Source organism: Bacteroides ndongoniae (genome assembly GCF_900108345.1).
GTDB lineage: Bacteria > Bacteroidota > Bacteroidia > Bacteroidales > Bacteroidaceae > Bacteroides > Bacteroides ndongoniae.
In genome coordinates this window covers 750,237-775,376 of record NZ_FNVV01000013.1, presented here as the reverse complement: position 1 = coordinate 775,376, position 25,140 = coordinate 750,237, and the positions used below count along the sequence as shown (strand labels likewise).

27 protein-coding genes and 1 pseudogene are annotated in these 25,140 nt (G+C 50.3%); 20 read left to right on the top strand and 8 right to left on the bottom strand.

Translation table 11 applies throughout. From position 1 onward, the window contains the following. Positions 1-70: 70 nt before the first annotated feature. Entirely contained in the window at positions 71-1,783 is a 1,713-nt protein-coding gene (locus BQ5591_RS07595; protein WP_071148896.1) for a DUF4099 domain-containing protein, read from the bottom strand. A 183-nt stretch (positions 1,784-1,966) separates the two neighbouring features. Then, positions 1,967-2,455, bottom strand: coding sequence for a helix-turn-helix domain-containing protein (locus BQ5591_RS07590; RefSeq protein ID WP_071148895.1), 489 nt, complete (start codon positions 2,453-2,455; stop codon positions 1,967-1,969). Positions 2,456-3,662: 1,207 nt separating this feature from the next. On the opposite strand from BQ5591_RS07590, the gene BQ5591_RS07580 reads away from it, so the two are divergent. From BQ5591_RS07580 to BQ5591_RS07550, 7 genes are all read left to right on the top strand, one after another. Next, positions 3,663-3,956: a hypothetical protein gene (locus tag BQ5591_RS07580; RefSeq protein ID WP_004294347.1), complete on the top strand. Its 294-nt coding sequence runs from the start codon at positions 3,663-3,665 to the stop codon at positions 3,954-3,956. Between the two features lie 17 nt (positions 3,957-3,973). After that, positions 3,974-4,150 (top strand): hypothetical protein, encoded by a 177-nt coding sequence (locus BQ5591_RS07575; RefSeq protein ID WP_004294348.1) that lies wholly within the window; start codon positions 3,974-3,976, stop codon positions 4,148-4,150. 14 nt (positions 4,151-4,164) lie between these two features. Then, on the top strand, positions 4,165-4,497 hold the full coding sequence (locus BQ5591_RS07570; RefSeq protein ID WP_004294349.1) for a hypothetical protein: 333 nt from the start codon (positions 4,165-4,167) through the stop codon (positions 4,495-4,497). 12 nt (positions 4,498-4,509) lie between these two features. After that, positions 4,510-4,806: a hypothetical protein gene (locus BQ5591_RS07565; protein ID WP_004294350.1), complete on the top strand. Its 297-nt coding sequence runs from the start codon at positions 4,510-4,512 to the stop codon at positions 4,804-4,806. 4 nt (positions 4,807-4,810) lie between these two features. After that, on the top strand, positions 4,811-5,068 hold the full coding sequence (locus BQ5591_RS07560; protein WP_004294351.1) for a hypothetical protein: 258 nt from the start codon (positions 4,811-4,813) through the stop codon (positions 5,066-5,068). A 476-nt stretch (positions 5,069-5,544) separates the two neighbouring features. Continuing rightward, positions 5,545-5,832 carry an LPD11 domain-containing protein gene (locus BQ5591_RS07555; protein ID WP_004294352.1) on the top strand — a complete coding sequence of 96 codons (288 nt, stop codon included), beginning with the start codon at positions 5,545-5,547 and terminating at the stop codon, positions 5,830-5,832. 71 nt (positions 5,833-5,903) lie between these two features. Continuing rightward, positions 5,904-6,074: a hypothetical protein gene (locus BQ5591_RS07550; RefSeq protein WP_004294353.1), complete on the top strand. Its 171-nt coding sequence runs from the start codon at positions 5,904-5,906 to the stop codon at positions 6,072-6,074. Positions 6,075-6,253: 179 nt separating this feature from the next. Here the strand turns inward: BQ5591_RS07550 and BQ5591_RS07545 are convergent, their stop codons facing one another. Then, complete coding sequence (locus BQ5591_RS07545) at positions 6,254-6,616, bottom strand: hypothetical protein (RefSeq protein ID WP_004294354.1); 363 nt, start codon at positions 6,614-6,616, stop codon at positions 6,254-6,256. Between the two features lie 216 nt (positions 6,617-6,832). Between BQ5591_RS07545 and BQ5591_RS07540 the strand changes: the two genes are divergently transcribed. The 4 genes from BQ5591_RS07540 (at position 6,833) to BQ5591_RS07520 (ending at position 10,022) form a co-directional block, all read left to right on the top strand. Further along, positions 6,833-7,213: a single-stranded DNA-binding protein gene (locus BQ5591_RS07540; RefSeq protein ID WP_004294355.1), complete on the top strand. Its 381-nt coding sequence runs from the start codon at positions 6,833-6,835 to the stop codon at positions 7,211-7,213. 379 nt (positions 7,214-7,592) lie between these two features. Then, on the top strand, positions 7,593-8,120 hold the full coding sequence (locus BQ5591_RS07535; protein WP_004294357.1) for a hypothetical protein: 528 nt from the start codon (positions 7,593-7,595) through the stop codon (positions 8,118-8,120). A gap of 425 nt (positions 8,121-8,545) precedes the next feature. Further along, positions 8,546-9,235: a DUF1281 family ferredoxin-like fold protein gene (locus BQ5591_RS07530; protein ID WP_004294358.1), complete on the top strand. Its 690-nt coding sequence runs from the start codon at positions 8,546-8,548 to the stop codon at positions 9,233-9,235. Between the two features lie 472 nt (positions 9,236-9,707). After that, a complete protein-coding gene (locus BQ5591_RS07520; RefSeq protein WP_004294361.1) occupies positions 9,708-10,022 on the top strand; it encodes a hypothetical protein in 315 nt (104 codons plus the stop codon). A 183-nt stretch (positions 10,023-10,205) separates the two neighbouring features. Here the strand turns inward: BQ5591_RS07520 and BQ5591_RS07515 are convergent, their stop codons facing one another. Continuing rightward, positions 10,206-10,487 carry an HU family DNA-binding protein gene (locus tag BQ5591_RS07515; RefSeq protein ID WP_004294362.1) on the bottom strand — a complete coding sequence of 94 codons (282 nt, stop codon included), beginning with the start codon at positions 10,485-10,487 and terminating at the stop codon, positions 10,206-10,208. Between the two features lie 448 nt (positions 10,488-10,935). Next, positions 10,936-11,568: a recombinase family protein gene (locus BQ5591_RS07510; RefSeq protein WP_004294363.1), complete on the bottom strand. Its 633-nt coding sequence runs from the start codon at positions 11,566-11,568 to the stop codon at positions 10,936-10,938. Between the two features lie 245 nt (positions 11,569-11,813). Between BQ5591_RS07510 and BQ5591_RS07505 the strand changes: the two genes are divergently transcribed. From BQ5591_RS07505 to BQ5591_RS07470, 9 genes and pseudogenes are all read left to right on the top strand, one after another. Further along, a complete protein-coding gene (locus BQ5591_RS07505; protein WP_004294364.1) occupies positions 11,814-12,854 on the top strand; it encodes a hypothetical protein in 1,041 nt (346 codons plus the stop codon). A 26-nt stretch (positions 12,855-12,880) separates the two neighbouring features. Further along, positions 12,881-13,333 carry a hypothetical protein gene (locus BQ5591_RS07500; RefSeq protein WP_004294365.1) on the top strand — a complete coding sequence of 151 codons (453 nt, stop codon included), beginning with the start codon at positions 12,881-12,883 and terminating at the stop codon, positions 13,331-13,333. A 10-nt stretch (positions 13,334-13,343) separates the two neighbouring features. After that, complete coding sequence (locus BQ5591_RS07495) at positions 13,344-13,742, top strand: hypothetical protein (protein ID WP_004294366.1); 399 nt, start codon at positions 13,344-13,346, stop codon at positions 13,740-13,742. Beyond that, the gene (locus BQ5591_RS07490) at positions 13,739-14,323 is read left to right on the top strand and encodes a hypothetical protein (RefSeq protein ID WP_004294367.1); all 585 of its coding nucleotides are present in this window, start codon (positions 13,739-13,741) and stop codon (positions 14,321-14,323) included. The genes BQ5591_RS07495 and BQ5591_RS07490 overlap by 4 nt, the downstream gene beginning before the upstream one ends. Continuing rightward, complete coding sequence (locus tag BQ5591_RS07485; RefSeq protein WP_004294368.1) at positions 14,320-15,162, top strand: hypothetical protein; 843 nt, start codon at positions 14,320-14,322, stop codon at positions 15,160-15,162. Before BQ5591_RS07490 ends, BQ5591_RS07485 begins: the two co-directional genes overlap by 4 nt. Before the next feature lie 221 nt (positions 15,163-15,383). Beyond that, entirely contained in the window at positions 15,384-16,841 is a 1,458-nt protein-coding gene (gene mobV, locus BQ5591_RS07480; protein ID WP_004294369.1) for a MobV family relaxase, read from the top strand. Positions 16,842-16,896: 55 nt separating this feature from the next. Next, a complete protein-coding gene (locus BQ5591_RS07475; protein ID WP_004294370.1) occupies positions 16,897-18,351 on the top strand; it encodes an OmpA family protein in 1,455 nt (484 codons plus the stop codon). Positions 18,352-18,712: 361 nt separating this feature from the next. Further along, positions 18,713-18,849, top strand: a pseudogene (locus BQ5591_RS22285) (IS982 family transposase); the annotation flags it as partial. Positions 18,850-18,952: 103 nt separating this feature from the next. After that, positions 18,953-20,083, top strand: coding sequence for an acyltransferase family protein (locus tag BQ5591_RS07470; protein ID WP_007219402.1), 1,131 nt, complete (start codon positions 18,953-18,955; stop codon positions 20,081-20,083). Positions 20,084-20,474: 391 nt separating this feature from the next. Here BQ5591_RS07470 and BQ5591_RS07465 read toward each other — a convergent pair whose 3' ends face one another. From BQ5591_RS07465 to BQ5591_RS07455, 3 genes are read right to left on the bottom strand one after another with little or no spacing between them, the layout of a single operon-like run. Then, positions 20,475-22,847, bottom strand: coding sequence for a DUF4906 domain-containing protein (locus BQ5591_RS07465; RefSeq protein ID WP_071148893.1), 2,373 nt, complete (start codon positions 22,845-22,847; stop codon positions 20,475-20,477). Between the two features lie 25 nt (positions 22,848-22,872). After that, complete coding sequence (locus BQ5591_RS07460) at positions 22,873-24,012, bottom strand: fimbrillin family protein (RefSeq protein ID WP_007219403.1); 1,140 nt, start codon at positions 24,010-24,012, stop codon at positions 22,873-22,875. 46 nt (positions 24,013-24,058) lie between these two features. Further along, positions 24,059-25,021, bottom strand: coding sequence for a fimbrillin family protein (locus BQ5591_RS07455; protein WP_235817055.1), 963 nt, complete (start codon positions 25,019-25,021; stop codon positions 24,059-24,061). Between the last annotated feature and the right edge of the window lie 119 nt (positions 25,022-25,140).

Here is a 25,140-nt window from a genome sequence, read left to right as displayed (position 1 = left end):
GCGGTACAGGGCGGTGTATGCTCCCCGTTTCAATCCGTTGATTATTGTCGGATGGATTTAGTGGCGGCAATCAGGACACCTTCACACCTTTGGATTTTCTTGTCTGCCGTTTCTGCTGGGTTTCGTCCTTTGGTGCGGTCTGACCCTGCTGCAACGGCTCCTTCACGTGCTTGGTGGCCTCGTTGGTCTTGCCCTCGTTGTTCACGGCAAGCTGCGTCCTGCTCTCGTTCGACGGGGTGACGGTCTGCGCAAGGTCGGGATTCTGCGAGTAGGTCAGCGGACGCCCTTTCTCGAAGCTGAACTTCAGGTACTTCGTGCAGGGCTGCCCTTGGTCGTCCTTCGCGTTGGCAAGCACCACCGTCTTGCCCGCCACGTAATCCTTGATTTGCTGTTCGGTAAATGTGTCGTCTTTCCATTTTTTGATGGGACGGATGCTGCCGTCCTCATTCGTCCACGAGCGGTTGCGGCGTTGCCGCTTCCCGTCGCTTTCGTTCCCTTGGTTCTGCTGCGTGTCGGACGGGTCATTGTTTTGCCCCCGCCTGCTGTCCGCCAGCCGTTGTGCCTGATTCTGATTTTTCTGTCCCGGCACGAACTCCACATCGCGCTTGTCGGCGTTCACTTGGAGCAGGGCATGGAACTTACGCCCGTTCTTGAGCGTCACTTCCTTGGGCAAGGCAAGCCCGGCACGCAGGATGTCCTTCTCCGCCGATGACACGGGGGTCAGCCCGATTTTGTCCGGGATGCGCACCTTGTTCGCCGGAACATCCACGATTTCATTCGTCAGGCGGTCGATGCTGATGTACGAGGGGCGGAACTCGCCGGTCCTCTCATCCGCCACGCTCACCATCTTGCCCAGATTTCCCGTGTGTTTCAGGTTGTTCCTGTCCTCATCTGTAAAGGAATAGCCCTTATAGGGAACATCCAGCCTTGGCGCGTCACGGATGAAATGCGGAGTGAGTTTCAGCTTGCCGTCCTCCGTTTTTTGGAATGAGAGGCGGGCTTGCAGCTCGTAGCTCTCGTAGCCGAAGGTCGGCTTCACCGTCACCAGCCCCGTCTTGCCGTAATTCATCAGGGCTTTCAAATCCTTTTCTGAAAGCTTTTCCCTGTCAATGCCGCACTTGCGCAGCTCTTCCCAGTCCACTTGGTCATCCGCTATCAGGTTCTGCTTCTCCGGCTTCTGTTGCTGTTGCTCCTGTGCCGGTTCCTGTACCTGTTCCGTCGGCGTTCCGCCCTCTTGGGACGGCTGTACGCCCTGTTCTTGTTTCAGTTCTTCCATTGTCTCATCTGTTTTTTGTTGTACACTATTTTCGTCAGTATTCTCTTTTTTCGCCTCCTCCGCAGCCAGCTGTTCCACAGCCTCCGTCTCGGCATTTTCTCTTTTCGCCTCCTCCGTTTCCGGGGTCTGTCCTCCGGCAAGCGTTTCCGCCGCCTGTCGCTGGTATTCAGAAGTGTCCACCTTGTGCGCCGCGAGCATTTCCGCATTTGCCGCAGGGTCTTTCAGCAAATCCTTGATGACCGGCAGCACCGCATCTGCCATGTCCGCCGCCACCCGGTAGAAGCCGAAGCGTGTCGGCTCCTTGCACTGGCGGTAGAAGTTCCTGAAGAAGTTATCCACCATGTCGCCGTGGCGGTCGAAGCGCAGGAAGTCCTGCGAGTGTTCTGCCTTTGCTGGAGCCGTCTTCGGATAACCCTTGCTGTCCAGCCCGGCTACTACGCTGATTTCGCCCGTCTTCTCGTCGCGGACGACCAGCACGTCTTTCTCGTTTTTCTTTTTCTGTTCCATTTTCGATGTTTTTTAATTTTAATTGATTATTAACACTACGGCTTGCGCCGCTTATCCGTTTTCTTGTCGTATCGCTTTCCCTTTGCCCATGTCCGCAAACATTGGGCGGGGCGGGATGCCGGGACTGCCGGGACTCTGCCCATGCATCCCTTTTTTCCTTCTTTTCGCCTTTGCGATATACTCTCAGCGGTGTCCCGCCACACGCTTCCCGCCTTTTCTCTTCGCCTTGTCCGGTTTCCTCTTCGCCTCCTCCTTCATCTTCAGCACCTTCTCGCCGTCCTGCACAACCTCCTCCATGTTCCGGCTGATGAACTCCAGCACGTCCGACTCCTTGTAGTAGCTCTTGCGGCTGATTTTCCGGTAGCGCAGCCCGTACTCGCTGCGGAAGCGTTGCAGCGACCGCTTGCTGGTGCGCAGCATCTCGCACAGGTCCTGGTTGTCATACAGCCGTTCCCCGTCCATGTACTTCACCCCGGCGGCATCCTTGTTTATCAGCACCGAGATGATTTTGTCCTGACGGTCAAACCGCTCCATGATGCGTTGCATCCATGCCTCGAACTGCTCCTGCGCCACGGTCTCCGGGTCTTTCCCCCTGACGGTTTTCCGCCCGGTCTTGCCGCCGTTTCCCGCACCCGTCCTGCCACGGGCTTGTTCCATTGTCATTGTGTCCATAACTGTTATTTCTTAATGATTACGGTGCAAAGGTCTGCAATCCGCCGCAGCCGCATTCCATAGTATGGGAAGGGTATGGAATGATTTTTTCCGTTTTCCTCCCGCCGCCCCTTGTTTTCCCCGCATACGGGCGCAAAAAAGGCGGCTCTGCCCGGCATTCAAGCACGGGCGAAGCCGCTCTTGTTTTCTCTTCCGCACCGTTCGAAATGTTAAATCCGGAGCGGAAGCCTGCGCCTCCCGAATATTTTTGTATATTTGAATTTATTGTATGCAATGCCGCCATTGCCGATAAACTGCCCTGTTCCCGCAACTCAAGCGGCCCGAAGTCGTGGCTCGGGCAACCGGGCAAAACGGGTCTCAACTTGTGAAGGCGAGTGGGCAGGGAGAATGGACGGCCGGAGAGGACGATGGCGGATTCCGTTGATGGTATAACATTATTGGCAATAAATTTAATTCCTCAAAAATACTACATGTAATAGTCTGAAAATCAAATTATTGAAAATTTTATGATTTTAATTGAGGAACAAATAAGAAACAAAATTGCTAATTAAAGTCATTTCCCGATTTTTTGTTTTCACTCTGTTTCTTTCCTTGCACTTGCTTATAATCGGGACTTCTTGAACAGCTTCCTTCCAGAATTTTTTTCCTCGTTCGACAGTTACATTTGAGCTTCCAAGAGCCATTGCAGCCAAAAGAAAAACAAGTCTTCTTTAGTTCATACAAAGGTAAGGAAAAACTTATAGGCAGGCAAATTTGTCTGCCTAAATATAGTTTACTTTGATTTAGCATATATATAGGCTAACGGACTAAACTAAACCTTCTCCCAGACTTCATTAAAATACTCCGTTCCCTATTGTACAGCACAAAGAGAAAACATTCTACGGTATATTTTTCTTTTCGCTGCACCCCCTTTTTATAAGCCATCAACCTTTTATACGAGTTCTTCCCTTCCCTGTGTTCGCACATCCGCTTTCGGGCTGCCTGATATGAATTGTGTCGCAAAGGTACTTGTCATGTCTTTCTTGTATGCAAGGTCAAAGCCTGACGGTTCACGACAAAATCTCCACCCTCCGCTTCGCGCGGGTAGTATTTAATCGTGAAACCTTGCATAAAGAGCCATGACACCTTTCGAGGCGACATAATTAAATCAAACCCGAAAGTAGCAGATGCTACAAGAGGGAAAAAAGAAAACTTAAAATTCAGAGTTATGGCAAACTATGCAACAAACATTTTCCACGCAAGTACGGAAAACAAACAGGACCTCGATAAGATAGAGGCATTTCTGGACGATAATTTCAACGGCCTTGTCAACCGGTATGGCGACACGGTAGATGCCGAATTTTCTTCCCGTTGGGAATACCCGGAAAAAGAAATTGATGAACTGGTAGCCTCTTTGGCAGCCAAAGACAAAATCTATATCCGCATACTGACATACGAGTTAGAGGACGAATACGTGAGCTTTCGGATATTCTCGCAAGGCAAATGGAACATCAAACTGTAACCTAAAACACATTCACTATGTACGAATACGAAGAAGACAGCGATATTATCGGCTTATCCTGCACGCTACACGATCCATATAAAGGTTACACGGAAGGCACAATTGTGGGCGACTATGGCAATACCATAGTTGTCTGCCTTGAAAGCGGCAAGGAAATTTCAGAATACCGTGATGAAGTGGTTATCCATGATTAAACGATAGCAAACGTATGATACAGATAGCAACAAAATTCGTCAAATGGGACATTCCCGAACTGGAGATATTACAGGACAGCAAGGTTTACAAATTGCGGGTACACCTGAATAACGGAGGCAAGTTAAACCGGGAAGAAAAAAACTGGATTACCCGTAACGTGCGAGAGAGCATTTATTTCAAACGTGGAATTGCCTTGAGCGGTTATCACTTTGACTTTTCCGACGTTCTCAAACGGTATTTCGTCAAACAGTACGGAAGTATTCACGAGTATTATGCTACTGACAAAACAGCATTACGCTCGATACTATATGGCAGAATCGAGGATATTGTAGAAGTAAACAGTTAAAAAACAAGGATAATGGGAAAATACAAATTTTATCAAGACCGTAAGGTTACAAGTTGGGAACGGGATTATTTCAGTGTGAAAGCAAATAGTTACGAAGAAGCCGAGGCAATCGTCCGCTCATGGAACTGTGAGGACGTGTCGAACATCATTGACAACCGTCTTTGCTATGAAGAGTGGCAAGCATTGACCGATACATCGGAATTCATGCTCCCCGAAGAAAACGACGGCAACCCGACAATAGAGATTTTCAATCAAGACGGAGAATCAATAATGACTAATGTACCCGAAACACCTCAATCAAACCAATAGAACTATGAATGTAACAATCGAACACGTCTTTTGCCGCTATAGCGATGAAGCGGAAGAAATCTATTTCCGAATCATGAACACGATTCTTCTTTCAGTCGATGAAACCGAACTTCGTGCAAGTATGGAACGCTTGAAGAACGAAACCCCGCTCGATGAGTATTTCATATTCGGATACGGAGCACACCATATCTGGATAAACCAACGGCGACCGAGCAATAAAAACAGAATTTTCAAACATCGGATTATGGTAGCCCATTTCTGACGGGAACAGGCAAGAGACCTCCGATGTACTTTTACGGGCTGAACTGGAACTGCCAGTTGCAGCCCGTTTCTTTTCTCACGATAAACATGCTGGCTCAATACCTTTTTTTATCCTCACAATCAAAATTCTTATACAGCCTGGAATATCCATTTATATTTTTCTTTTCGCTGCAACCCTTTTATATAAACTATCGGACCTTTTGCAAGAGACCTTCTCTTCCCTGTATTCGCACATCGCTTTCGGGCTGCCTGATATGAATTGTGTCGCAAAGGTACTTGTCATGTCTTTCTTGTATGCAAGGTCAAGCCTGACGGTTCACGACAAAATCTCCACCCTCCGCTTCGCACGGGTAGTATTTAATCGTAAAACCTTGCATAAAGAGCCATGACACCTTTCGAGGCGACATAATTAAATCAGGCCCGAAAGTAGTTGGTGCTACAAGAGGGAAAAAAAGAAAACTTAAAATTTTATAGATTATGGCAAACGATGTAACAAATTCAAATGGAAGAGTAACGGTAGACGAAGTAATACACAGAGATTCAGTTTTCAGATACCAGTTATTAGGACGCTTACAGTCAGATTGTGAGTATTACCTTAATTACGGTAACAGACACCCCAAATCCTTATGGGCTGGTGACGAAAAATTGCAAATTGAGTTTATGATAAAACTGCATGATAGTTTCAAAGAGGACGAAAAACCGGAGTGGCTTACGATGGATAAAATTTTGGAATACAGCAAGAGAATGATAACACAAGAAGAATAAAATTATCACAAAGAAACAGATTAAAAATGTAATATTATGGCATGGTTGGCAGTAAATAAAGACGGAACAGAATGGATTATGCCCGAAAAGCCCGTTGTGGGCATTGGGAGTATTTGGAAGAAGTGTACAACATACCAATCGAGATAGAACTCCCCAAAGGGACTGTTTACAAACTTCTCGGCAAAGAACTGACATGGGATGACGAGCCGGTAGAATTACAGACCGAAACAGAAAAAAGGTAAATACAGTAACGGGCTGTAGTATCAGTTTCAGCCCGTTTACACCGGCTAAGACAGATATGCCGGTGCGATACCCTCTTTTATTTTCGAACATACGCTCATACCGTTTCCTTCGGAAATACCCCTTTATACCTTCTGGCTACGCCATATCCTTTTATATCGAACGTTCACTCGCACGAACGCTACCTCGCCGCTTTACACACAAGGCAGCGTCCTGCCTTTTTCCCTTTGCCGTTTCTCCATTCCTTCGACCGGGAACAGGCAGGACAGCCCCACACTGATACACCGTACACGCCGATTGTCGGCTCTCCATCCGTTGAAATCCACCGCAAAAGCAGCCCTATGGGTTGGTCGGACGGCATACCCGCTTGTGCCGTTTCCATCTTGCCAGTGAACGGCATGTTTCCTATCCCTGGTATTCTTCCCGGCTTCATGCCGGAATAAGCCGTCCCTTGTGTTGTCAGGCGGACAAGTCCTTTCGAACCAAAATCCGCCACGATCTGTCTTGCCTCGTCTTTTTCGCGACCGTTTTCTATCGAAGTCATCATCATTATTCCGTTGCAAAGTTAGTATGCAGACGGGAACGGCCATGCGGCCTTGACCAATGGCGTACCGCATAAATCTTCCTTTATCGGGCCTTCGGTTTGGGGCTGCGCTCCAAAATAAAGAGTATTTATGCGCTATCCTTGGTGCATCCCCTTGACTGCACCTACTTTTTCCGCACCGTAAAAATGATTTATTAACTTCAAAAAACAATCGCAATGAAAAAGATCGAGAACAGTTTCGTAGTAACCGGATTCGTAGCAAAGGACGCTGAAATCCGCCAGTTCACCAACACCAGTGTAGCACGTTTCCCATTGGCAATCAGCCGTCAGGAGAAGAACGGCGATGAAACCAGCCGCATATCAGCTCTAATGAGCATGGAAGCATGGCGCAAAAAAGAGAATGCCGGTTCGTTCGACCAACTGACCAAAGGTACGCTCCTGACCGTGGAGGGCTATTTCAAACCCGAAGAGTGGTCCGACAAGGACGGCGTAAAGCACAGCCGTATCGTGATGGTCACCACCAAGTTCTATCCGGCCGTCGAAAAGGAGGAAACTCCCGCCGAGCCGGAAAAGAAACCGGGAAAAGGCAAGAAATAACCTCTGCCTTATCCGGACAAAGCGGCTTGGAAGCCGCTTTTGTTTTGCTCGTTACCGTTCCGGAACGTCCCCACTTTTATACTCCTTCATACTCCACACGAAGAGTCCGCCGTCGTCCATTGATTTTCCCGTGCAAAGTTAAGGCGGTCGGGAATCGGCAAGGCGCGGATTCATTTGTGGTTAACAACCATCAACTCGCAAGCTCGTCAATACTTGTTCAACACAAATGAAACCGTCCACGGGACTATCCGCTTCCTCCTTGCCTTATTTCCCTTCTGTCCGCCTTGTGGTCCGCACGTAAAATCAAATTCCGCCGGACGAGGGAAACCCTCCGAAGGCAGGGATAAAAAATGAAAGTCAAACTTAAAATTCAAAGCGTATGAAACAGATAATTTGGTCAAGCTATGACCTGTTGGACGAAAAGGCAAAAGAATACTATCAAAATTCCCAGAGGGAAATATTGGACGATGACAGTTACGAGGTCAGCGACGAAGAATGGGCTGAAGAAGTATATCGCTGGTTGGATGATGAACGGAGCAACCTAAATAAAGAAGTGGACGGCATTATTGTCGTGTTCGGCAACTTGGGATTATGGAAAGGCCGGAGACAAGGCTATCAAATATTGGGCAGCACCATTGCCGATATTTTGAAATCCCAGTGCGACGATGCAGAATGGTACGGCGACGGCTACAACATTCGCGGACGGATGGGCCATCATGACGGTACGAACTACGCCTTATATCGTATCGCCAAAGACCGTGACGAAGCGGAACGTATCGCCGATAAGATTTACAACCGTGAAATCGACGAAGAAGGTTTCCGCCGGAGAACACGTTCCCTCTATCCGTATGTAGCCGCCGTGTACGGCTGGAAAACAAGGCAGCGCAAGCCGGACAAAGCAGCATAAAATGCTGTCCACAAATACCGCAATGCACCCGCCAGAGGTGGTTGCGGTATCCTTTATCGAATGGCCGAACGCAGAACCGTCACCTTTTATAATCAGCCCTATTCCTTTTTTATAATCACTCACGGAGCAATATCCACCCTTTATACCGACCCCGGTCTTTCGCATATCTCCCGTCTTTTCTTCTTTCCATCACCGGTTTGGTTTTACCAGATGCAAAGGTAGGCCGTCGCACTTGATCCGGTGGCTTGAAGTGCATTTCTTGCAAAATTCTTCCTTACAGGGGTAAGAGTAATTTGGCAAGAAAAGCCACCGTATGAAGTTTTCCCGACAGCCATGTACCGCATCCGTAAAACCCAAAAGCGGTTCAGGAAGAAAGAGCCGACAAGAGGGGAAATAAGTATTAACAATTTCAAAAAACTAAGATTATGCCTAATCATGTGACAAACCGTTTAGAAATAAACGCAGACCGGGAAACAGTACAAAAAGTAATGAATTTCTTAAAAGGTAAAACCGATGATGACAATACGCCTTGTTACATCGACTTCAACAACATCATTCCTATGCCCGAAGAACTGTTGATAGAAAAAAACAGTAGTGGAGATTTCGGTATGAGATGTCTCGAAGCAATGCAGCGGCAGCCATTCTATTTTTTATTGGACGATGACGATTTGAGAGCCGTTCAATGGATGAGAGGATTGGCGGAAAAAGACAGACAAGAAGCGCTGCAACTTGGAGAAACGTATCTGGAAAACCGGAAAAAGTACGGTTATCCCACTTGGTTTGAGTGGTCTATCGCCACATGGGGTACAAAATGGAATGCCTATAACCAGAGTTTTGAAGAGCCGAACATACTTTGGTTCGATACGGCATGGAACGGCGTGCCACAGCTTATCCAAAAACTTTCCGAAATATTTCCGGATGTGGAATTTCATTACGCCTATGCAGACGAAGACTTAGGTTTCAATACGGGAAGAGGAACAGCCCGCAATGGAGAAATCGACATGACGATACCCGAAGGTGGAAGCAACGAAGCCTTTGAAATCATGTTTTTTGTGAAACCGGGAATGGACGAATATTTTGAACTGACGGACGAAGGTTACAAATGGGTTTCCTAAACATTCGGTACAGATAATGACCGGTACGGGTTCGGGATACATTGGCAATAGATGTGTCCTGAATCCTTTTGCCGGAATTACCCCTTTATATCTTCATAACCTTTTCCCTTTTATCGAAGTGCGGTCCGTCCCCCCCCCTTGTACTCCGGCTATCCAGCCGGAAAGCAATCCTCTTATAACACCTTAGCCTCTCCGTTTTACTCTTTACAGCCGTTTCCCAGACACACTCCATGCCGAAAGCCCGGTTATTGTTTCTGCAAAGTTCGATTGTCGGCTACCAGTCCCGACAAGGACCGCTGGCGCTTGCAGCCGGAAAATCTTCCTCTCCGCCTTCGTTGGAGAGCGTATTTACCGTTGCCTCCTTGCCCGCACTTGCCGCCAATCCCGTGGGCAGAAAAATAATCAGCCTTTCGGTACGGGATTGTACCAAAGGGAAAAACAAAAAACAGTTCAAACTTAAAATTTAAAGCGTATGACATTTAGAGAATTTATGCGAGAAAACGGTTACGAGTTACAGACAACTTTTTGGGAGGACTTCTCAATAGCGGACCGATTCGGTCTGTCAGCTATAAAAGACACTTTCAAACGTGCTTTCGAGGGATGGAAAGATAACTATAAATACCTCACAGAACTGATATTGGTACTCAATCATAAAATCTGGCAGTATTATGAAACGAAACCGGAATTTGCGACACTTTACAACACCCTTTGGGAGCAGGCAGGTCAATATGCGGTAGAGAACCTGAAAGATGACGAGTTAAGTTATTATTACGAGGTGACGGATTAAGCAAGGAAACACAAAGAGCCGCCGATGAAAGCCGGCTCTTTGTGCCAGCTCCTTTTTTATAACATACGGCAAAATAAATACCGCAACCGTCCACAAAAGACAGTCGCGGCGTCCTGTTATCCTGTGTAACCATTGCACAGCGGTCTCCCGACACACTTATGAAGAAAACCGTTTATACTTTCTTTATTTTCCCTCTTTTACCGCATCCAAGAATGTCTTTGCGGGCTTGAACGCAGGAACATGGTGAGCCGGGATCACGATAGTCGTGTTCTTTGAAAAGTTACGAGCCTTTTTCTCCGCCTTCTGTTTGAGGATGAAACTTCCGAACCCTCGCAGGAACACCTCGTTCCCGGCGATCATCGACTCCCTGACACTCTCCATGAATGCCTCTACTACAGTTGTCGCTACCGACTTTTCTATTCCGGTATCCTGTGCGATCCGGGCAATAATATCCGCTTTTGTCATACTGTTTTATTATAAAATCCGTCGCAAAGATAATAACATATCTCTTTGTCGCCTGAATTGCCGGCCTGATAATATTACGGAAACGATAACCCCCTTTTACCTCACGATGTTCCTTCGGCACGAACCGTTCTATTCCCGCAGACAAGCGGAAAGCCGCCGATAAGAGGAAAGGGACATCAAAAGCATGCAAGTCCGTATCCTGCAGTCAGGACAGGCAAGCCCCGGCCACCGTTTACCGGTCATGATGGTAATCACTCTTGCTGAAACCAGCGAAAATAGCTTTCAGAATCTTTCCGATAACATAGAAAACCACTATAAAAACGATAAGTTCTCCCATATTCTACAATGTTTAAAGTTAATATAAAGATACTAAAAATCAGCGAGAATAGAAAGCATATAGCCCTAATTCTCAAAAAATATTTCATTTTAATCCGGCGAGAATAAAGGCTTATTGCCCGTCTTTCGGTTTACGTTTGCCCAACGGCCCTTTGAATTTTCCCCGGTTCAGTTCGACACCATGCTTGTTGAGCACGCTGAACACCGAACTCCGGCTGTTGTACCCGCTTACCGCCATGATGTCCTCGAAAGAATGACCGTTGACATACATATCAACGATGGTATTCTCCCGGTCGGCCTTATCCATCGCCTTCATCGTTTTTTTCGGGACTTTCGCTTTCTGTTGCAGGTTCATGACATGCGCGGACGAATACCGCAATACCGCCACCTCTTCGGGAAGCGCCCCGAACATCTCCAGCACATCGGCAGCCGTCGTTTCGGGGAACAGTTTTCCCCGCGAGTCGATCCGGTCATGGATGGATATGATACGCACCACCTTGATTCGGCACAACTCGATGAACGCGGACAATTCGCGCGACCCACGGAGAGCGTTGCTGAATTTGGCCACCACGATTTCGTCGCCTCTTTCGAGATTCGCTACAAGCTGTTTCCATTTGGGACGCAGTGCTTCGTTATCGACCGATTCCTCTATCACTTGTACACAACCGTACTTCTCCATCCACTCTTTGTCAGCCTCGAGTCCGTCGTAACGGTCCGCCTTGAATATGTAACCTACTTTTGCCATATCACTGTGCGTTTCTATGATAATAAGTACAAATGTAAGAGTTTTATTTTAAACTAAACCATACTTTGAGCAAAAATAGTATGAGAAACCCTCTGAATATCCCGTTATCTTCACTTGTTTTCATTGAAAATCAAACTATTAAGTACAATGTTAAAAATAGCTTATAAAATAAATTTCGGCGGTTGACATCTTGAAATTTATACTTAGATTTGCGGTGATAAATACAAAATCAAACTATAAATCATATGAAATCATACTTAAAAATCATACTCTCCATTGCTGGACTTTCTGCCGTTTCTACTGCCGTTTTCACGCTCACATCATGCGACAGTACGAACGGCAAATCACTGGTCGAAGCCCAGTCCACTCCAGCCAATCTGTACCGGAAGTATCTGTCCGAAGTACGCGGGCAAAAAGAACTTTCCTTTGAGGACTTGACCGCTTATATCGGAAAGTGGCGGACCTTGAAAGACTCCGTGACCGCAGCCATGCACCGGGACACGGCTTATCGGACACATTCCGACATACGAGAGGAGTGCATTCTGCTGCACGATTCCGTCCGTTCAGAACTTTCCCGGCTGGCGATGTCGAAACCTCGCACCTACAAAGAAGTGCTGGTTTTGAAAGAACGCTTCTCACCTTATGCCGGGGACGTGGAATTGTGCCGTTCCGCCGAAGAGATCCGTCCGTTTTTCGCAGAACTGGATAAACGTCCGGCCTGTCGGGGTAGCAAGGAGCAAATTCTGTCAGCATATCGTAACGTGCTTGCCGAAACCCTGAACAGCGGAATACACGGGAACGGAGACCTCAAAAGATTCATCGAAAAAGAGGATGCCGCTTTTCGGGCTTTCCTGTCCGGGTTGTACGAGCTTGGCGAAGCGAATATGGCCGACATCACCCGTGACACGGAGAAATGCTGCTCCGAGGTGTTTTTCGCCGCCGGACGCAAGGAAATCACTTACAAGGACGCCACGATATACATGGCCTTACGTACCGACCGTCGGCTGATTCAGAACGTGCGTGCCTGTCTTGACAACATACGCCGTGGGAAGGTCACAACGCCCGAACAGGCACAAGCCTATGTCTGGATGATTCTACAACCTTATGCTTCCTTGGACGGCCTCTGCATGACGCTATTGTCCCCGGAAGATAAGGAAACCCTTTACAGTATGGCCGCAGAAACGCCTGCCGCGTTCGAGAAACTGCGCAGAATCCTGCCGTCGGAAGGCGACCGGTTGGACGAGCTGCCCGGTATGCTCATGGAAATATTCATCGCCTCATTGTAAAAGCCTATTCACAAAATAAACGATATATGATTATGTTACGACACTTTCTGGATGACTTCATGTCGTTCGTGCCCCTGCAAATGCCGCAGCTTCTCAATGTGGCAACGATGGAGGAGCCGCAATTTTACGGCGACTACGTTCTGCTCACGTTCCCGCTACGGGACTCCTATGATCTGGAGGAAGTCATGGACATATTCGAGGACGACATGGAACTGATTACGCTCTACCACCATGTGCCGGTCGGACTGGAGAAATCCGGCCATAGCACCTGTGCCTACTCCAATCCCGCTTTCGGACAGATGTTCAAGATGAACGCCCGGACAGACGCGGACGGCAAGGTAAACCGTATCATCGCAACGATCTACGATTCGCTGGAGCTGATGTACGGCGACCTGTGTCTCGACCTGAAACTCCACGCCGGGAACGGCAGCTTCAAGTACAAAAAGAATCAGGAGGACGTGCTGTTGGACTTCATGTAAAACAGGCACTATGCGAAACACGATATACCGCCAAATGGTTTTCTGCATCAACACGTATCGCACGTGGATAGAGGTGGCCGATGACAACCTCTACAAGGAGCACGTCATTCCGAGAAACAACCGGACTGACTTTCTGGTGTCCCGCACACTGGTACTGCGTGCCTGCAAACCGCACGGCACATACAACCGGGGCATGACGTGGACGATTCCGGAGCATGATCTGGACACGGCACTGGCTACATATCGTAAGCAGAACGGTACATTCAAGGCCCGGATGAAGAAAGGCGCGTCGTCCCTGACAGCCGAAGACGCCGAGACCATTATCCGCTTGGCCACTCACGGGGTTGTCCACTTGGAACTCGTGGTACGGTCCGTTCACATACCTTCAAAACCCTATTACCTGTTATGACCTGGATTATATTACAATTTGTATTTCTTGCAATGCCTGTCGTCCTTCCGGCATTATTGTACAGAAGCAGGCGTTACTTCATGGCAAGATTCTACGATAAGATGGTGTGGAGCGAAAAAGCCCGCAGGCTGTACGCCCATGTGTTGCTTATCGTACTGCTCCTCTTTCATTATGTCTATACGAGCGGACACCCCGGTGAGTTCGGTGTCGTGCCATCTACCATCGTGTGTGCCGCATGGGCCTCTTTCCGGCGGGCGGACCGATGGATGCGCGGTCTGCTCGACCGGCCGAAACGTTTCGTCTGGTTTGCGCTCTTGGCATTGGTCATCGGCTTCGTGCCACATCTGTACACGATGTCCGTAACCATCTCCTTTGTTCTTTTGGCTGCCCTGTTCTACCCGTCTGCAAGAGTCATGTCCGAAAGGACAGACATGCGCAAATTCCTCGAATGGCTGGAATATCCCGGAGCATTAGCCGACAGTTATCATAATATCATCACGCGAGGCTGCCACGATAATGCGGATAATGGCAACCTGAAACTATCCGCACATTATGAATCATCAAAAACAGAACGAAAATGAGAAATAGAAATGAAGCGCCCGCCGCCATACTGGCGAACGTGGAAGTGTTCGACTACCTGAAAGAAAAAGTCGGCGAGCGGAAGACGAGGACGGAAGCCTACTACGATTTGTTGGATAAATCGCTGGCAGGTTTCGTCTCCCCGTTTTTAAGAAGGCAGGACTACGACCTCTCTCCCTGCCAGTGCCATGTAACCGTTTCCGACCTTGCCTCGGAGTGGCATTGGCATCGGGCTACTGTCCGCTCTTTTTTGGACACGCTCGAAGCGCTCGGGCAGTTGGAACGCACCCGGTTGGCAAAAAGCGTCGTCATTACCATGCCCCTGCGGACCGGCACGCCTGCCATGCCGGACAGCGGACAAGAAGAAGCGGACTTTGCCACAAGGATACAGGAAACACTGTACGACTGGATTATCGGCAGGGCAACCTCTTTCGATGTAGGCAAATCATGCGGACAAATCATTCACCAGACCTTGACGGAGATAGCCGGACGGGACAGCCGTATCTATCCGGACAATCCTTCCGGCACGACATCGGCACAGACTGTCCGGTCAGAAGAACGACTGCGTGGGATCGTCTTGGAATGTATCGCCCATGCCGCCCTGCGACGGGTACTGCGTAAATCGAGGTTCGACGACGGCTCGCCGCTCGTGCAGTTCTTCCGGCTCGACCTCGGCGGAGAATTGGCGGCGTTCATCGAAGCCTCGAAAGAGCTTGCAGAGCTTGTTATCGAAGGAAAGCCGGACGGGACAGAGTTCGGTACGGACGAAGAGACAAAACGCCTTGAATCGCTTCGCAAGCCCTTTTTATCGCTTCTGGCGAAGGCACAAGAGGAAAGCTGAACGGGGATTCGCGGACAGAGATTGTATAACCACGGGCAATTCTCCCCGGTTCAGGTTCAAATATCCTTCCAGTTATAGCAGGCATCCGGGCTTGCCCGTCTGCCACTGAACAAAGGGAAGGGGGAGCCTAATACCCCTGCTGACTGACGTCGCAGGGAGAAGTGTCCAAGCAAGCAGCAAGCTGGGACACGGGGAATTGTCCGAAACAACACGAAAACAGTATGGCAAATGCAAAACAGGTTCTCGATGTTCAGGTATCGAAAGGGATCACCGCCGCCCAAGGCAACGAACACCTGCGTAATCGCAGCGAAGAGGCGGAGAAGTACGCCATGAGCAAGGGCAACTACGACCCCACCCGCAAACATCTGAACTTCGAGATTGTGCCCGGAGGCAAGGTTCGCCCCATCGACACGAGCCGCAATATCCCGGAACGGATAGCGGACATATTGGGCCGTCGCGGGATCAAAGACCCCAACGAGGGATTGGTTGAACCGAAATACCGCACGGTGGTAAACATCATTTTCGGCGGTTCGCGGGAGCGGATGCACGAACTCGCTTTCGGCACGCAGAAGGTGGATTTTGAAAAAGGTGCGGACAATACCCGCATCAAAAGGAAGAGCGACATCGAACGTTGGGCGAAGGATGTCTATGCATTCGTTTGCGGCAGATACGGCGAGCAGAATATAGCCGCCTTCATTGTACACCTCGACGAATTAAATCCGCACGTGCATTGTACGCTTCTGCCAATCAAAGACGGGAGGTTTGCGTACAAGGAGATATTCGCCGGAAAGGACAAGTTCGAATATAGCGCGAGGATGAAACAGCTCCATACGGACTTTTTCGCCGAGGTCAACACGAAGTGGGGAATGGAGAGAGGCCGGAGCGTCGCCGAGACCGGCGCACGGCACAGGACGACGGAAGAATACCGCCGTATGCTCTCGGAAGAATGTACCACCATTGAGCAACAGATTGGCCGACATCAGGAAGTCCTGTCCGCCCTCCATTCGGACATTCGGCTGGCAGAGCGCAGAGTCAAAGGTTTGACCTCGATGGTGGAAAACTTGAAAAGGGAGAAGAGCGAAAAAGAGGCTCAACTGTCGGCACTCGAAAATGATATGGATACCCGGAAAGATGATGCTTTGACCCTATCTGCCGAGAAAGAAAAGCTCGAAAAAGAGCTGACTGCTATCCAAGGGAAACTGGCAGACAAACAGGAGAAGCTACAAACCGCCGACCGACAGCTTTCCGACTTCAAGGCAAACATGGATGCCATTGAGGAACGCACGGAACAGCTCAAGGAGGAAGCCTACGAATACTCCCGTGATGTCCACTCCAAAGTGGACAGCCTACTCAAGGACGCCATGCTGGAAAATATGGTCGATGAGTGGAGGGAACTGTCGGCGCGGATGAAGCCTTCCGAACGGCAACTTTTCGACGACACGCTCGTGCGTTCCGTGGCGGAACGGGGAGCGGAAGTCATGCGCTGCGCCACGATGCTCTTTCTCGGTATGGTCGATGATGCCACTACGTTTGCCGAAACACGTGGCGGAGGAGGTGGCGGAAGCGACCTCAAATGGGGACGTGATGAAGACGAGGACAACCGGGCATGGGCGCTTCGCTGCATGAGGATGGCGAGCCGCATGATGCGCCCTTCCATCGGCAAGAAGCCCAAGCGTTGAATGGCAAGGTTTATAATAAAGAATCGGATAAACAACAAATTAAGGATATAAGAATATGACGAAAAATATCATTTTCATTATTGCGGCGCTTTGTTCGCTGCAAGCCCGTGCGGATGTACAACCCACGGAAAGGGATACTGTACACCGCACGTACCGTTACGATGACACAGAACTGCTGCAGCCGTTACAGCCCTTATACCTTGACGGAGTGGTCGTTCCGGCACGGGGAAACGGCAATTGGTTTGTCAGTATCGCCGGAGGTGCGACAGCTTTTCTCGGCACGCCGCTCGGTTGCGAAGACCTGTTCGGGAGGTTGAAACCCTCGTACAGCCTTGCCCTCGGCAAGTGGTTTACCCCGTGGGTAGGTGCACGCATAAATTACAACGGGTTGCAGTTCAAGGACGGCACGCTGGCCGTGCAGGAGTACCATTATCTCCATGCGGATCTGCTGTGGAATGTGCTTGGCGGCAGCTATGTCCGGCAGAAACTGGTGCGCTGGCATCTGGCACCCTTTGCGGGTATCGGACTGCTGCACCATGCGACCAACGGGCATAACCCGTTTGCAATCTCCTACGGCATACAAGGGCAGTATCGCATTTCCAAAAGGGTAAGCGCCCTCATGGAACTCTCCGGTACGACCACCTTCCAAGACTTCGACGGGTATGGCAAGGCGAATCGGTTAGGCGACCACATGCTTTCACTCACTGCCGGATTCTCTTTCCATATCGGCAAGGTCGGCTGGAAACGGGCCATAGACCCAAGCCCCTATATCCGCCGCGATCGGCAGCTCGTCGATTATATCAATGTACTGTCGGAACAGAACAGCCGCTACGCGGGACAGCATGACAAGGATAGCCGGACGCTGGCCGAGCTGAAGAAGATACTGGAAATCGAAGGATTGCTCGACACGTACAGCCATTTCTTCGATGATGACGATGCTATCGAGCGCAAAGGTTATCCGAGGAACAATTACAGCGGGCTGAACTCCCTGCGGGCAAGGTTGAAGAACAAGCATTGGAACGGAAAATCACCATTGGAAGGACAAGCCCCGAATGGAAATGGCCGGGCAGACAGCCTGCAGCACTGGCCGGATAGCGTGCCTGGTCTCGGAACAGGACAGTTCGAGAATCTTCCCGACAGCACTTTGGCAGACTATGCCGTTCGGATGCAGTCCGGACGGGAATGCATCGGTGCTCCCATCTTCTTTTTCTTCGAACTCGGCACGTCGCACCTGACAGACCCCTCCCAATTGGTCAATCTCGACGAACTGGCGAGAGTGGCGAAGAAGTACGGGTTATCGGTAAGCGTCATTGGTGCGGCTGACAGCATGACCGGGACAGTATCCGTAAACAATGCCTTGAGCGTATCGAGAGCCGGTTATATCGCCGAGGAATTAATCAAACGAGGAGTGCTGGGCGACAAGATAGTCCAAACTCACCAAGGCGGTATCTCCGATTATACGCCCAATGAGGCCAACCGACATACAAAGGTTATGCTGTATTTCAAATAATACTTTTTGTTCATACGATGTGCAAACAATTTATTCGTTTATGGAGAGCCGGTCTGCGAAGATCGGCTCTTTTTTTGTTCGCCCTGCATGAGCGGATTGCTTTAGGTGGCCGAACGCACCGCAATAAACACTGATTGTCGGTAAATAAAAAAATAAGCACCCGATTTTACACCTAATAAAGTAAAATTGGTCGTTTTTGCTTTATTCAAGCATATAACATAATTCTGCCACGTTATGAGGAGAAGGGTGGTTTTCAAATATTACGGAAATAGCCCCAATAGCTTCTTTATATTCACCTTTTCCGCAATAATGTATTGTCGGAGTATATTTTGGCATATTTTTACATTTAACGATTATCACTATATTCTCAGGGTATAAAATTACGGAGATTTATTCTATGATCAACGAATTTTATAAGAATTTGTATTGCAGCAAGAAAAATATATGCTTGAAGACAAGAATACTTGTCATCGTAACAAGCCTAATCGTATGAGTGACTTTAATTCCATAAACGGATATAATCTTCTGCAAGAGTGTTTGTTATTCCTTTTTTTTGTACTTTTGTATTCCATCATGTTGAATCATAATTTTTTACGTGCCAATGAATATGCAAGACTCTTATCTGACCTCGAAGCCGCACTACGAGATTCTGGACGGACTGCGCGGTGTTGCGGCTGCCATGGTAGTTGCCTTTCATCTGCTGGAAGCGCATTCCGGCGGCAATCATCTGAACCAGATTATCAATCATGGCTATCTGGCTGTCGATTTCTTCTTCATGCTTTCGGGGTTCGTCATCGGCTACGCATACGATGACCGTTGGAACAAGATGAGCACGGGAACCTTCTTCAAGCGCCGTCTTATCCGGCTGCAACCTATGGTGGTCATGGGAAGCATTGTGGGAGCCGCGCTCTTTTGGTTTCAGGAAGCTCCCTGCTATCCGGCAATGGAGGGCGTGTCCGTCGGCACGGTACTGCTGGTCATGCTGTTGGGCTGTACACTGCTGCCTCTGCCTCTAAAATGGGACATCCGGGGATGGATGGAAATGCATCCGCTGAACGGACCGGCATGGTCGCTTTATTACGAATACATCGGCAACATACTGTACGCCTTGTTTATCCGCAAGTTTAGCAAGACGGCGCTGACCGTCCTCGTGGCGATAGCAGCGTGCTTTACGGTACACCGTTGCCTCACAGCGCCTGCCGGTGACATCGTGGGCGGATGGGCTTTGAACTGGGAACAGCAGTACGTGGGACTGATCCGGCTGATGTATCCCTTCTTCGGCGGGTTGCTCTTGTCTCGGCTCGGCTGGCTGATACGCACCCGCAAGAACGCTTTCCGGTGGTGCAGCCTGATGATAATCGTCGTGCTTTCCGTGCCTCGTATCGGCGGGGAGGAGGGTTATTGGATGAACGGGCTTTACGAGGCTTTCTGCATCATCTGCATTTTCCCGGTCATCGTCTCGATGGGGGCGGGAGGCAGGATAACGGGCAAACGCTCCGCTGCCGTATGCAAGTTTTTGGGCGACATATCCTATCCCGTCTATATCACCCACTATCCGTTGGTCTATATTTATACGGCATGGGCGTTCAACCGTCAGGCGACGCTTGCCGAAGGGCTTCCTTACATGCTGCTCACTTTCATGGGGGCTTTCGCTCTTGCCTATGCCTGCCTGAAGTGCTATGATCTCCCGGTGCGCAAATGGCTCACGGAACGTTTCTTGAAGAAGAAATAAAAAGCGGTAAAGAAATCCTACATTTATTATCGTATTTCTATCGGATGACAGATAAAGTTCCGGCGCCGATGGTGTTTCGCGGACGACACAATCGGATAACGCGTACCCAAATGTCTATTACCGTTTCGCTGATAGAAGAAAAGCCCCTTGATGCCTTTGCTTGCCATAGGTTCGAGGGGCTTTTGGGGTGGCTGCAAACCTCTTTTTGTTGAATAGGTTCTTTCGATATTGTCACACCTTTTTCTATCCCGACCGACGTATAAAACGTGCGTGTGCATGTCGGTTGTACAGGCCAAAGACATACCGGGGGAATAAAAACAGCACTGCCCGCCTGTAAAGGGGTTTCCTACAGACGGGCAGCGAGTAAAGTCGGCCTTAAAGCCGGCGGTTGTCATTCGATGGTAACGCCGCTGGGCGGTACATAGGCCGCACGGATGCGGAGGTAGGTGCCGGTACGGGGGGCTTTGCCGGTGGTGCCGTTCTCACTCGTGTACGTATCGTCCCAGTCACTTTCTGCATAACCACCGTCTGGCAGGGCCTTGGTGGCACGGGCATAACTGTTGTCCTCATAGTAATCATATGGCCAAATACCAACCCGTCTTTTCCCCGCCGCCGATGACCAATAAAAATTGTTTTGAAACTCCGGATATGTATTGTAATAGGAGGTTAGTATGGCCTCTAATTGGCGAATGCCGGGCAAGAACCAACCGGAAGAATTGGTCATGCCCTGTACGACTCCGTTGTCATTGCGCTTGTTCTTGTTGTAGCAATACTCCGCAGCAGAACGGGGCTTTTCGTTCAGGTTCATTGTTGATTGTCCTGCTTTCGAAATAATATGCTGGGTAGCTTCAGCCCCGTTGTAATAGATATTGCACCAAGTTTCATCTTTTCCTTGTATGACCAAATTCCAACCCAAGTATTCTCCATTCAACCCCCATTCCAATCCGTCATAGATATAATTCCCTTCAAACTCGTTCAGGGGGTCGTAATGGGAAATATACTCTTCGTAGGCTTCTACATAGATTTGCTGCGTGGGATTGTCGTCGTCTCCCGGCACGGTTACCGGCAACAGACCGTGCTGTACGATTTCAATGGTACGGATGCGTGGCGTTTGCGTCTTGTCGTCGGTGTACGAGATGTTTACGGTGGCGGTGCGGTCTTTCGTGCTTAGGTTTTCGTCCAAGTAGAAATAAATACGGTCACGGTTCGTCTTAATGGTATATTCGGTATTATTCGCAAGGGTTTTGGTCACCAAGTCCGTGGTGAAGTATTTGCGTTTGCCGTTTCCCGCAGTCCATGCCTGTCCGGTCGCCAAATGGGTATCTGCACTCATGTCGTCAGAGAGTGTTCCATACTCCATATTTTCGGCGGGCACACGTTCCATGCGTATCCAAGTGTGACTTTCCGGGTCGGCTATGCTGACGGTCATCTGCGGATTTGCCTCCTTCTTGAAAAGGTACACGTCCAAAGGCGTGACACAGTAGTGGGCATCGTGCTCGCGTTCGCGCAGCATGGACAGGTAGAACGGGTTGTTCTGCTCGGTGATGTTGACACGGGCATCGAAGGTGATGTGGTCCGGGTTGTTACCCACATGGGTCAGCCCGCTGATGACGATGTTATTGGCATAGTGCCTGTTGCGTATCACCTTGAAGTCCTTCACCGGGTCACCTCCGAGATAGAAGGTGTATTCGGCCTCGATGGTGGTGTTATCCTGTCCTGCAGGCAGGGAGGGGTCGCCGTTATAGGTGGTGTAGTAGGCTCTCATCTTGAAATAGGTGGCCTTGCTGTTTTCATTCACTAACTTCGGCTTCCATCGCTGTTTGTCAACATCGTCTACCACTCCGGCCGGATACTTATAGCTCTCCGGATCTTCGTCCGGGGCAATCATGTTCTCGAACATGTAGAAGGTAAGGGAGGCGGCCCCGCCGTGGTTGTAAACGACGGCATCGCTCGGTATGTTTTCTACATTGCGGTATGGTTCATCGGTATTCAGCTTGGTCTGGCCATCGGCAGGCTCTGTCAGGGGCACGGCGGTAGGCATGTTGTACACGCCCCATTCCGCAATGGAGAGACGGGGCAGTTGTCCGCTCTCGTCCGAGTGGTCGGAATCGATACTGATGTTGATGTCGATACGGGCCATCAGTGCCTTGAGTTGCATCGTGAGGCTTCCCTTCTTGGTGAGGTCCACGGTAGTCGCGCTTTTGCCTGCCATCGGCATTCCCGTGCTGGGCAGGGTCGTGATGGCATCGTGGGTATCAGGGGTGTAATTGGCAGGGTCGTACACGAACGCTTCGAGCAGCTCCTTGGGAGTTTTCCCGTCTTTGCCCCCTTGGGGGAAGTTGTCGGGATAACCGTCACCGTCGGCATCGGCTACCACTTCCGGAGTCACGTTGGCCAAGGCGTAGATGGTGGTTTTTTGGGCGAGCGTTTGATCTACAAACACGTCCGTAGGAATGCTGACATTGCTCGTATTCGCCGACGGAGCCATATACGGCGAGAATACTTTCGTGTTGCTCGATTGCAGATAGTCGTCGTTTTCGTCGAAGAAGAACAGGTAGAGCTGGTTGATACGCTTCTCCTTGTCGTCCTTGGCGATGGCCGAGCGGGTGACGACTTGTTGCGGCAGCATGTTTTGGCAGACGGCCTCGATGGTGAATCCGTCGCCGGGCGGAACGGTACCGCCGCCAAAGTCCTCCTCCGTGGTGCAGGCTGTCGGCAAAAGCATGGCGGCCACCGGCAGGAAGTAATAAAATATCTTTTTCATCTTTATGCTGTTTTCAGTTGTTGCTTTATTGGATTGAGACGTCGCTGTCGCCCCCGTCTTCCCAGAACTCGTCCTCGGCGGCGATGAAGTTCAGCGCGAAGGTTTCGCCCACGAAGTTAAGCTGCGCCGTATAGCGGACGCCCGCACGGGGCTGGAACTGCGTCGGACGTTCGGCAGAGGCGTTCTTTGCTTCCCCCCTGTAGGTGTATTCGACATGGACCTTCACGTTCTCGCCGAAATAAGTGCCGTCCGTGGCGTTGCTCAACAGAAGCAGGTGTTTGTCGCCTATCAGGGGGACGGAACTGTTGGGAGCTATTGCAAACCCTTCCTCGTTGTTATATATCACGTATGTGCCGGGATAGGTGCCGCTGTAGGTGTAGAATCCGTCTTCGTTGGTGTTCTTGCTGAAATCTATGGTAATCGAGCGAGTGAAGTTGCCCGACAAGGTAACGCGCTTGACGGTAACAGTTTCATCATCTCCCCCGTAATTGTAGTTGTTCACGGCGAAGCCCAAGCCCGTCATGATATGGCTGAAATTGAAGCGCACGTTTCCCGTGGTGCGCAGGTGGTTATAGACGACGGAGACCATCGCGTCGGGCGTCTCCTTGTCGTCCAACGTGGTAGTCGCTACATCGCCCGTCTCGGCGAACGGCATGGTGAACGTCAGTTTCGGCACGCCCCGTGTGGTGGCATTGGTAGGACTTTCCACTGTAAAATCGTCCATCGGGTAATAGGCGAAGAAGGTGTACCGGTAGTTGTCGGGGGAGATCGCCTCCTGATTCTGCGTCGTGTTGTACCATTTTCGTGGGCCGCCACTGTTATTATAGTCATAAGTGCAGGCCGAGCCGTTGTAGGTGACGGCTTGATTGAAGAACACGTCGGGGAAGGCGTTGCCGCTCTTGTTGCCCCAGTTCGCGCTGCCCGATGCCCAGTCCATTTCGGTGTCGCTACCGCGCTGGTAGGGCACGCAGTAGCCCAATACACCGAATGTGCCGCCGGTAGGAAATGCGTCGTGGAACGTGCTCCGGGTGAGTTCCTCCACGGTAATGGTCGGGGCGGCAAAGCGGATGGCGTCGGAACTGTCGGCTTCGGGCTGCGCCCATTCCTCCTGCTGGCAGGCGGCGCAGAGGAGCAGGAGGGCCGGAAGTATGTATCGTTGCTTCATTTGGATGTTCATTTTATCGTCAGGTTACAGATAGCTTATAATAAGGTTATTGGGTCACGTCGATGGTTACGTTCCCGCCTATGGCGTCGCTCCATGCGTTGACCGTGGGCGGGTCGAACACGATGTAGCCTCCGCCGGTGAGGGTGAACGAGTAACGGTAATGGTTCGCCGCCTCCCACATGCTCACGGTGGTGGCAGGCAAGGTGTAGGAAGCGGACTTTTCTGTCTCGGCATCGGTGTCGTAGATGACGGTCAGCTTCACCCCGCCCGCAAGCGATTGCGGAATGAGCAGCAGGTCGCCCGACACGTTCGCGTTTCCGGCAGGGGTTACGTTGGTCTCTTTCTTCACGCTGACCTTCCCCGTTGTCGTGTTGTTCCACGCAGTTTCTGCGTTGTCGTCGTAGTCGCCCTTGACAGCCAGCCCCTCAAGGGAGATGGAACGTACCGTGGCGTTGCCTCCCTCGCTGCGTGCCACGAAGGTGAGGCGTGCCAGCAGATGTTGGAATTTGAGGGCTACCGCACCGGGAGTCTGGCCTGCCACGACGGAAATACCCGTCTTTTTCGCCGTCATCAGGTCGTACCCTTTCGTGGCGTCGAAGCCGTTGACGGTAAAAGTGCCGTCCGTGCAGGCGACAGAGGACACGGCATCGCCCAGCGTCTCCGCGGATGGGTAGAGGGCGTAGAAGTCGTAGGTGTTACCGGGGAGCCAGTATCTCGTGCCCTCGTAACCCCACATGCCGGAAAGGCATGTCACCTTCTCGGCGTCAAACACGCTCGTGGCCGTACCGCCCGTCACGGCGGTATAGCTGCCCCAAACGCTGAACGAGTTCCCGTCGGTCTGCATGTCGTCTGCGTCGTCGATGGCGGCTCGTGTCACGGCAGGACCGGCGAAACGGATCGCCAGACTGTCATCGCCTGCCTCCATGTCCGGACCCGTGCTTTCCGTACAGGCTCCCAGCAGGCAGGCTACAGCCGGTATGAACAAGGTCTTGAATAGGTTGTTATTCATAATCATACATTGTTTCTTTATATCCGGTCATTTCTGATGCTACCGGCAGCGTAAAATTAAGGAGTGATACTCCCGTTAGTGGCCATGAGGGGACATTCAACCCCTCATAACCTGATGTG

Coding starts and splice junctions, on each gene's coding strand:
- BQ5591_RS07490 (WP_004294367.1), top strand. CDS start 13,739: ATGACCTGGATTATATTACAATTTGTATTTCTTGCAATGCCTGTCGTC.
- BQ5591_RS07470 (WP_007219402.1), top strand. CDS start 18,953: ATGAATATGCAAGACTCTTATCTGACCTCGAAGCCGCACTACGAGATT.
- mobV (WP_004294369.1), top strand. CDS start 15,384: ATGGCAAATGCAAAACAGGTTCTCGATGTTCAGGTATCGAAAGGGATC.
- BQ5591_RS07455 (WP_235817055.1), bottom strand. CDS start 25,021: ATGAATAACAACCTATTCAAGACCTTGTTCATACCGGCTGTAGCCTGC.
- BQ5591_RS07555 (WP_004294352.1), top strand. CDS start 5,545: ATGGCAAACGATGTAACAAATTCAAATGGAAGAGTAACGGTAGACGAA.
- BQ5591_RS07540 (WP_004294355.1), top strand. CDS start 6,833: ATGAAAAAGATCGAGAACAGTTTCGTAGTAACCGGATTCGTAGCAAAG.
- BQ5591_RS07570 (WP_004294349.1), top strand. CDS start 4,165: ATGATACAGATAGCAACAAAATTCGTCAAATGGGACATTCCCGAACTG.
- BQ5591_RS07495 (WP_004294366.1), top strand. CDS start 13,344: ATGCGAAACACGATATACCGCCAAATGGTTTTCTGCATCAACACGTAT.
- BQ5591_RS07530 (WP_004294358.1), top strand. CDS start 8,546: ATGCCTAATCATGTGACAAACCGTTTAGAAATAAACGCAGACCGGGAA.
- BQ5591_RS07590 (WP_071148895.1), bottom strand. CDS start 2,455: ATGGACACAATGACAATGGAACAAGCCCGTGGCAGGACGGGTGCGGGA.
- BQ5591_RS07515 (WP_004294362.1), bottom strand. CDS start 10,487: ATGACAAAAGCGGATATTATTGCCCGGATCGCACAGGATACCGGAATA.
- BQ5591_RS07545 (WP_004294354.1), bottom strand. CDS start 6,616: ATGACTTCGATAGAAAACGGTCGCGAAAAAGACGAGGCAAGACAGATC.
- BQ5591_RS07560 (WP_004294351.1), top strand. CDS start 4,811: ATGAATGTAACAATCGAACACGTCTTTTGCCGCTATAGCGATGAAGCG.
- BQ5591_RS07475 (WP_004294370.1), top strand. CDS start 16,897: ATGACGAAAAATATCATTTTCATTATTGCGGCGCTTTGTTCGCTGCAA.
- BQ5591_RS07465 (WP_071148893.1), bottom strand. CDS start 22,847: ATGAAAAAGATATTTTATTACTTCCTGCCGGTGGCCGCCATGCTTTTG.
- BQ5591_RS07575 (WP_004294348.1), top strand. CDS start 3,974: ATGTACGAATACGAAGAAGACAGCGATATTATCGGCTTATCCTGCACG.
- BQ5591_RS07505 (WP_004294364.1), top strand. CDS start 11,814: ATGAAATCATACTTAAAAATCATACTCTCCATTGCTGGACTTTCTGCC.
- BQ5591_RS07460 (WP_007219403.1), bottom strand. CDS start 24,012: ATGAAGCAACGATACATACTTCCGGCCCTCCTGCTCCTCTGCGCCGCC.
- BQ5591_RS07500 (WP_004294365.1), top strand. CDS start 12,881: ATGATTATGTTACGACACTTTCTGGATGACTTCATGTCGTTCGTGCCC.
- BQ5591_RS07510 (WP_004294363.1), bottom strand. CDS start 11,568: ATGGCAAAAGTAGGTTACATATTCAAGGCGGACCGTTACGACGGACTC.
- BQ5591_RS07520 (WP_004294361.1), top strand. CDS start 9,708: ATGACATTTAGAGAATTTATGCGAGAAAACGGTTACGAGTTACAGACA.
- BQ5591_RS07550 (WP_004294353.1), top strand. CDS start 5,904: ATGGATTATGCCCGAAAAGCCCGTTGTGGGCATTGGGAGTATTTGGAA.
- BQ5591_RS07535 (WP_004294357.1), top strand. CDS start 7,593: ATGAAACAGATAATTTGGTCAAGCTATGACCTGTTGGACGAAAAGGCA.
- BQ5591_RS07580 (WP_004294347.1), top strand. CDS start 3,663: ATGGCAAACTATGCAACAAACATTTTCCACGCAAGTACGGAAAACAAA.
- BQ5591_RS07595 (WP_071148896.1), bottom strand. CDS start 1,783: ATGGAACAGAAAAAGAAAAACGAGAAAGACGTGCTGGTCGTCCGCGAC.
- BQ5591_RS07565 (WP_004294350.1), top strand. CDS start 4,510: ATGGGAAAATACAAATTTTATCAAGACCGTAAGGTTACAAGTTGGGAA.
- BQ5591_RS07485 (WP_004294368.1), top strand. CDS start 14,320: ATGAGAAATAGAAATGAAGCGCCCGCCGCCATACTGGCGAACGTGGAA.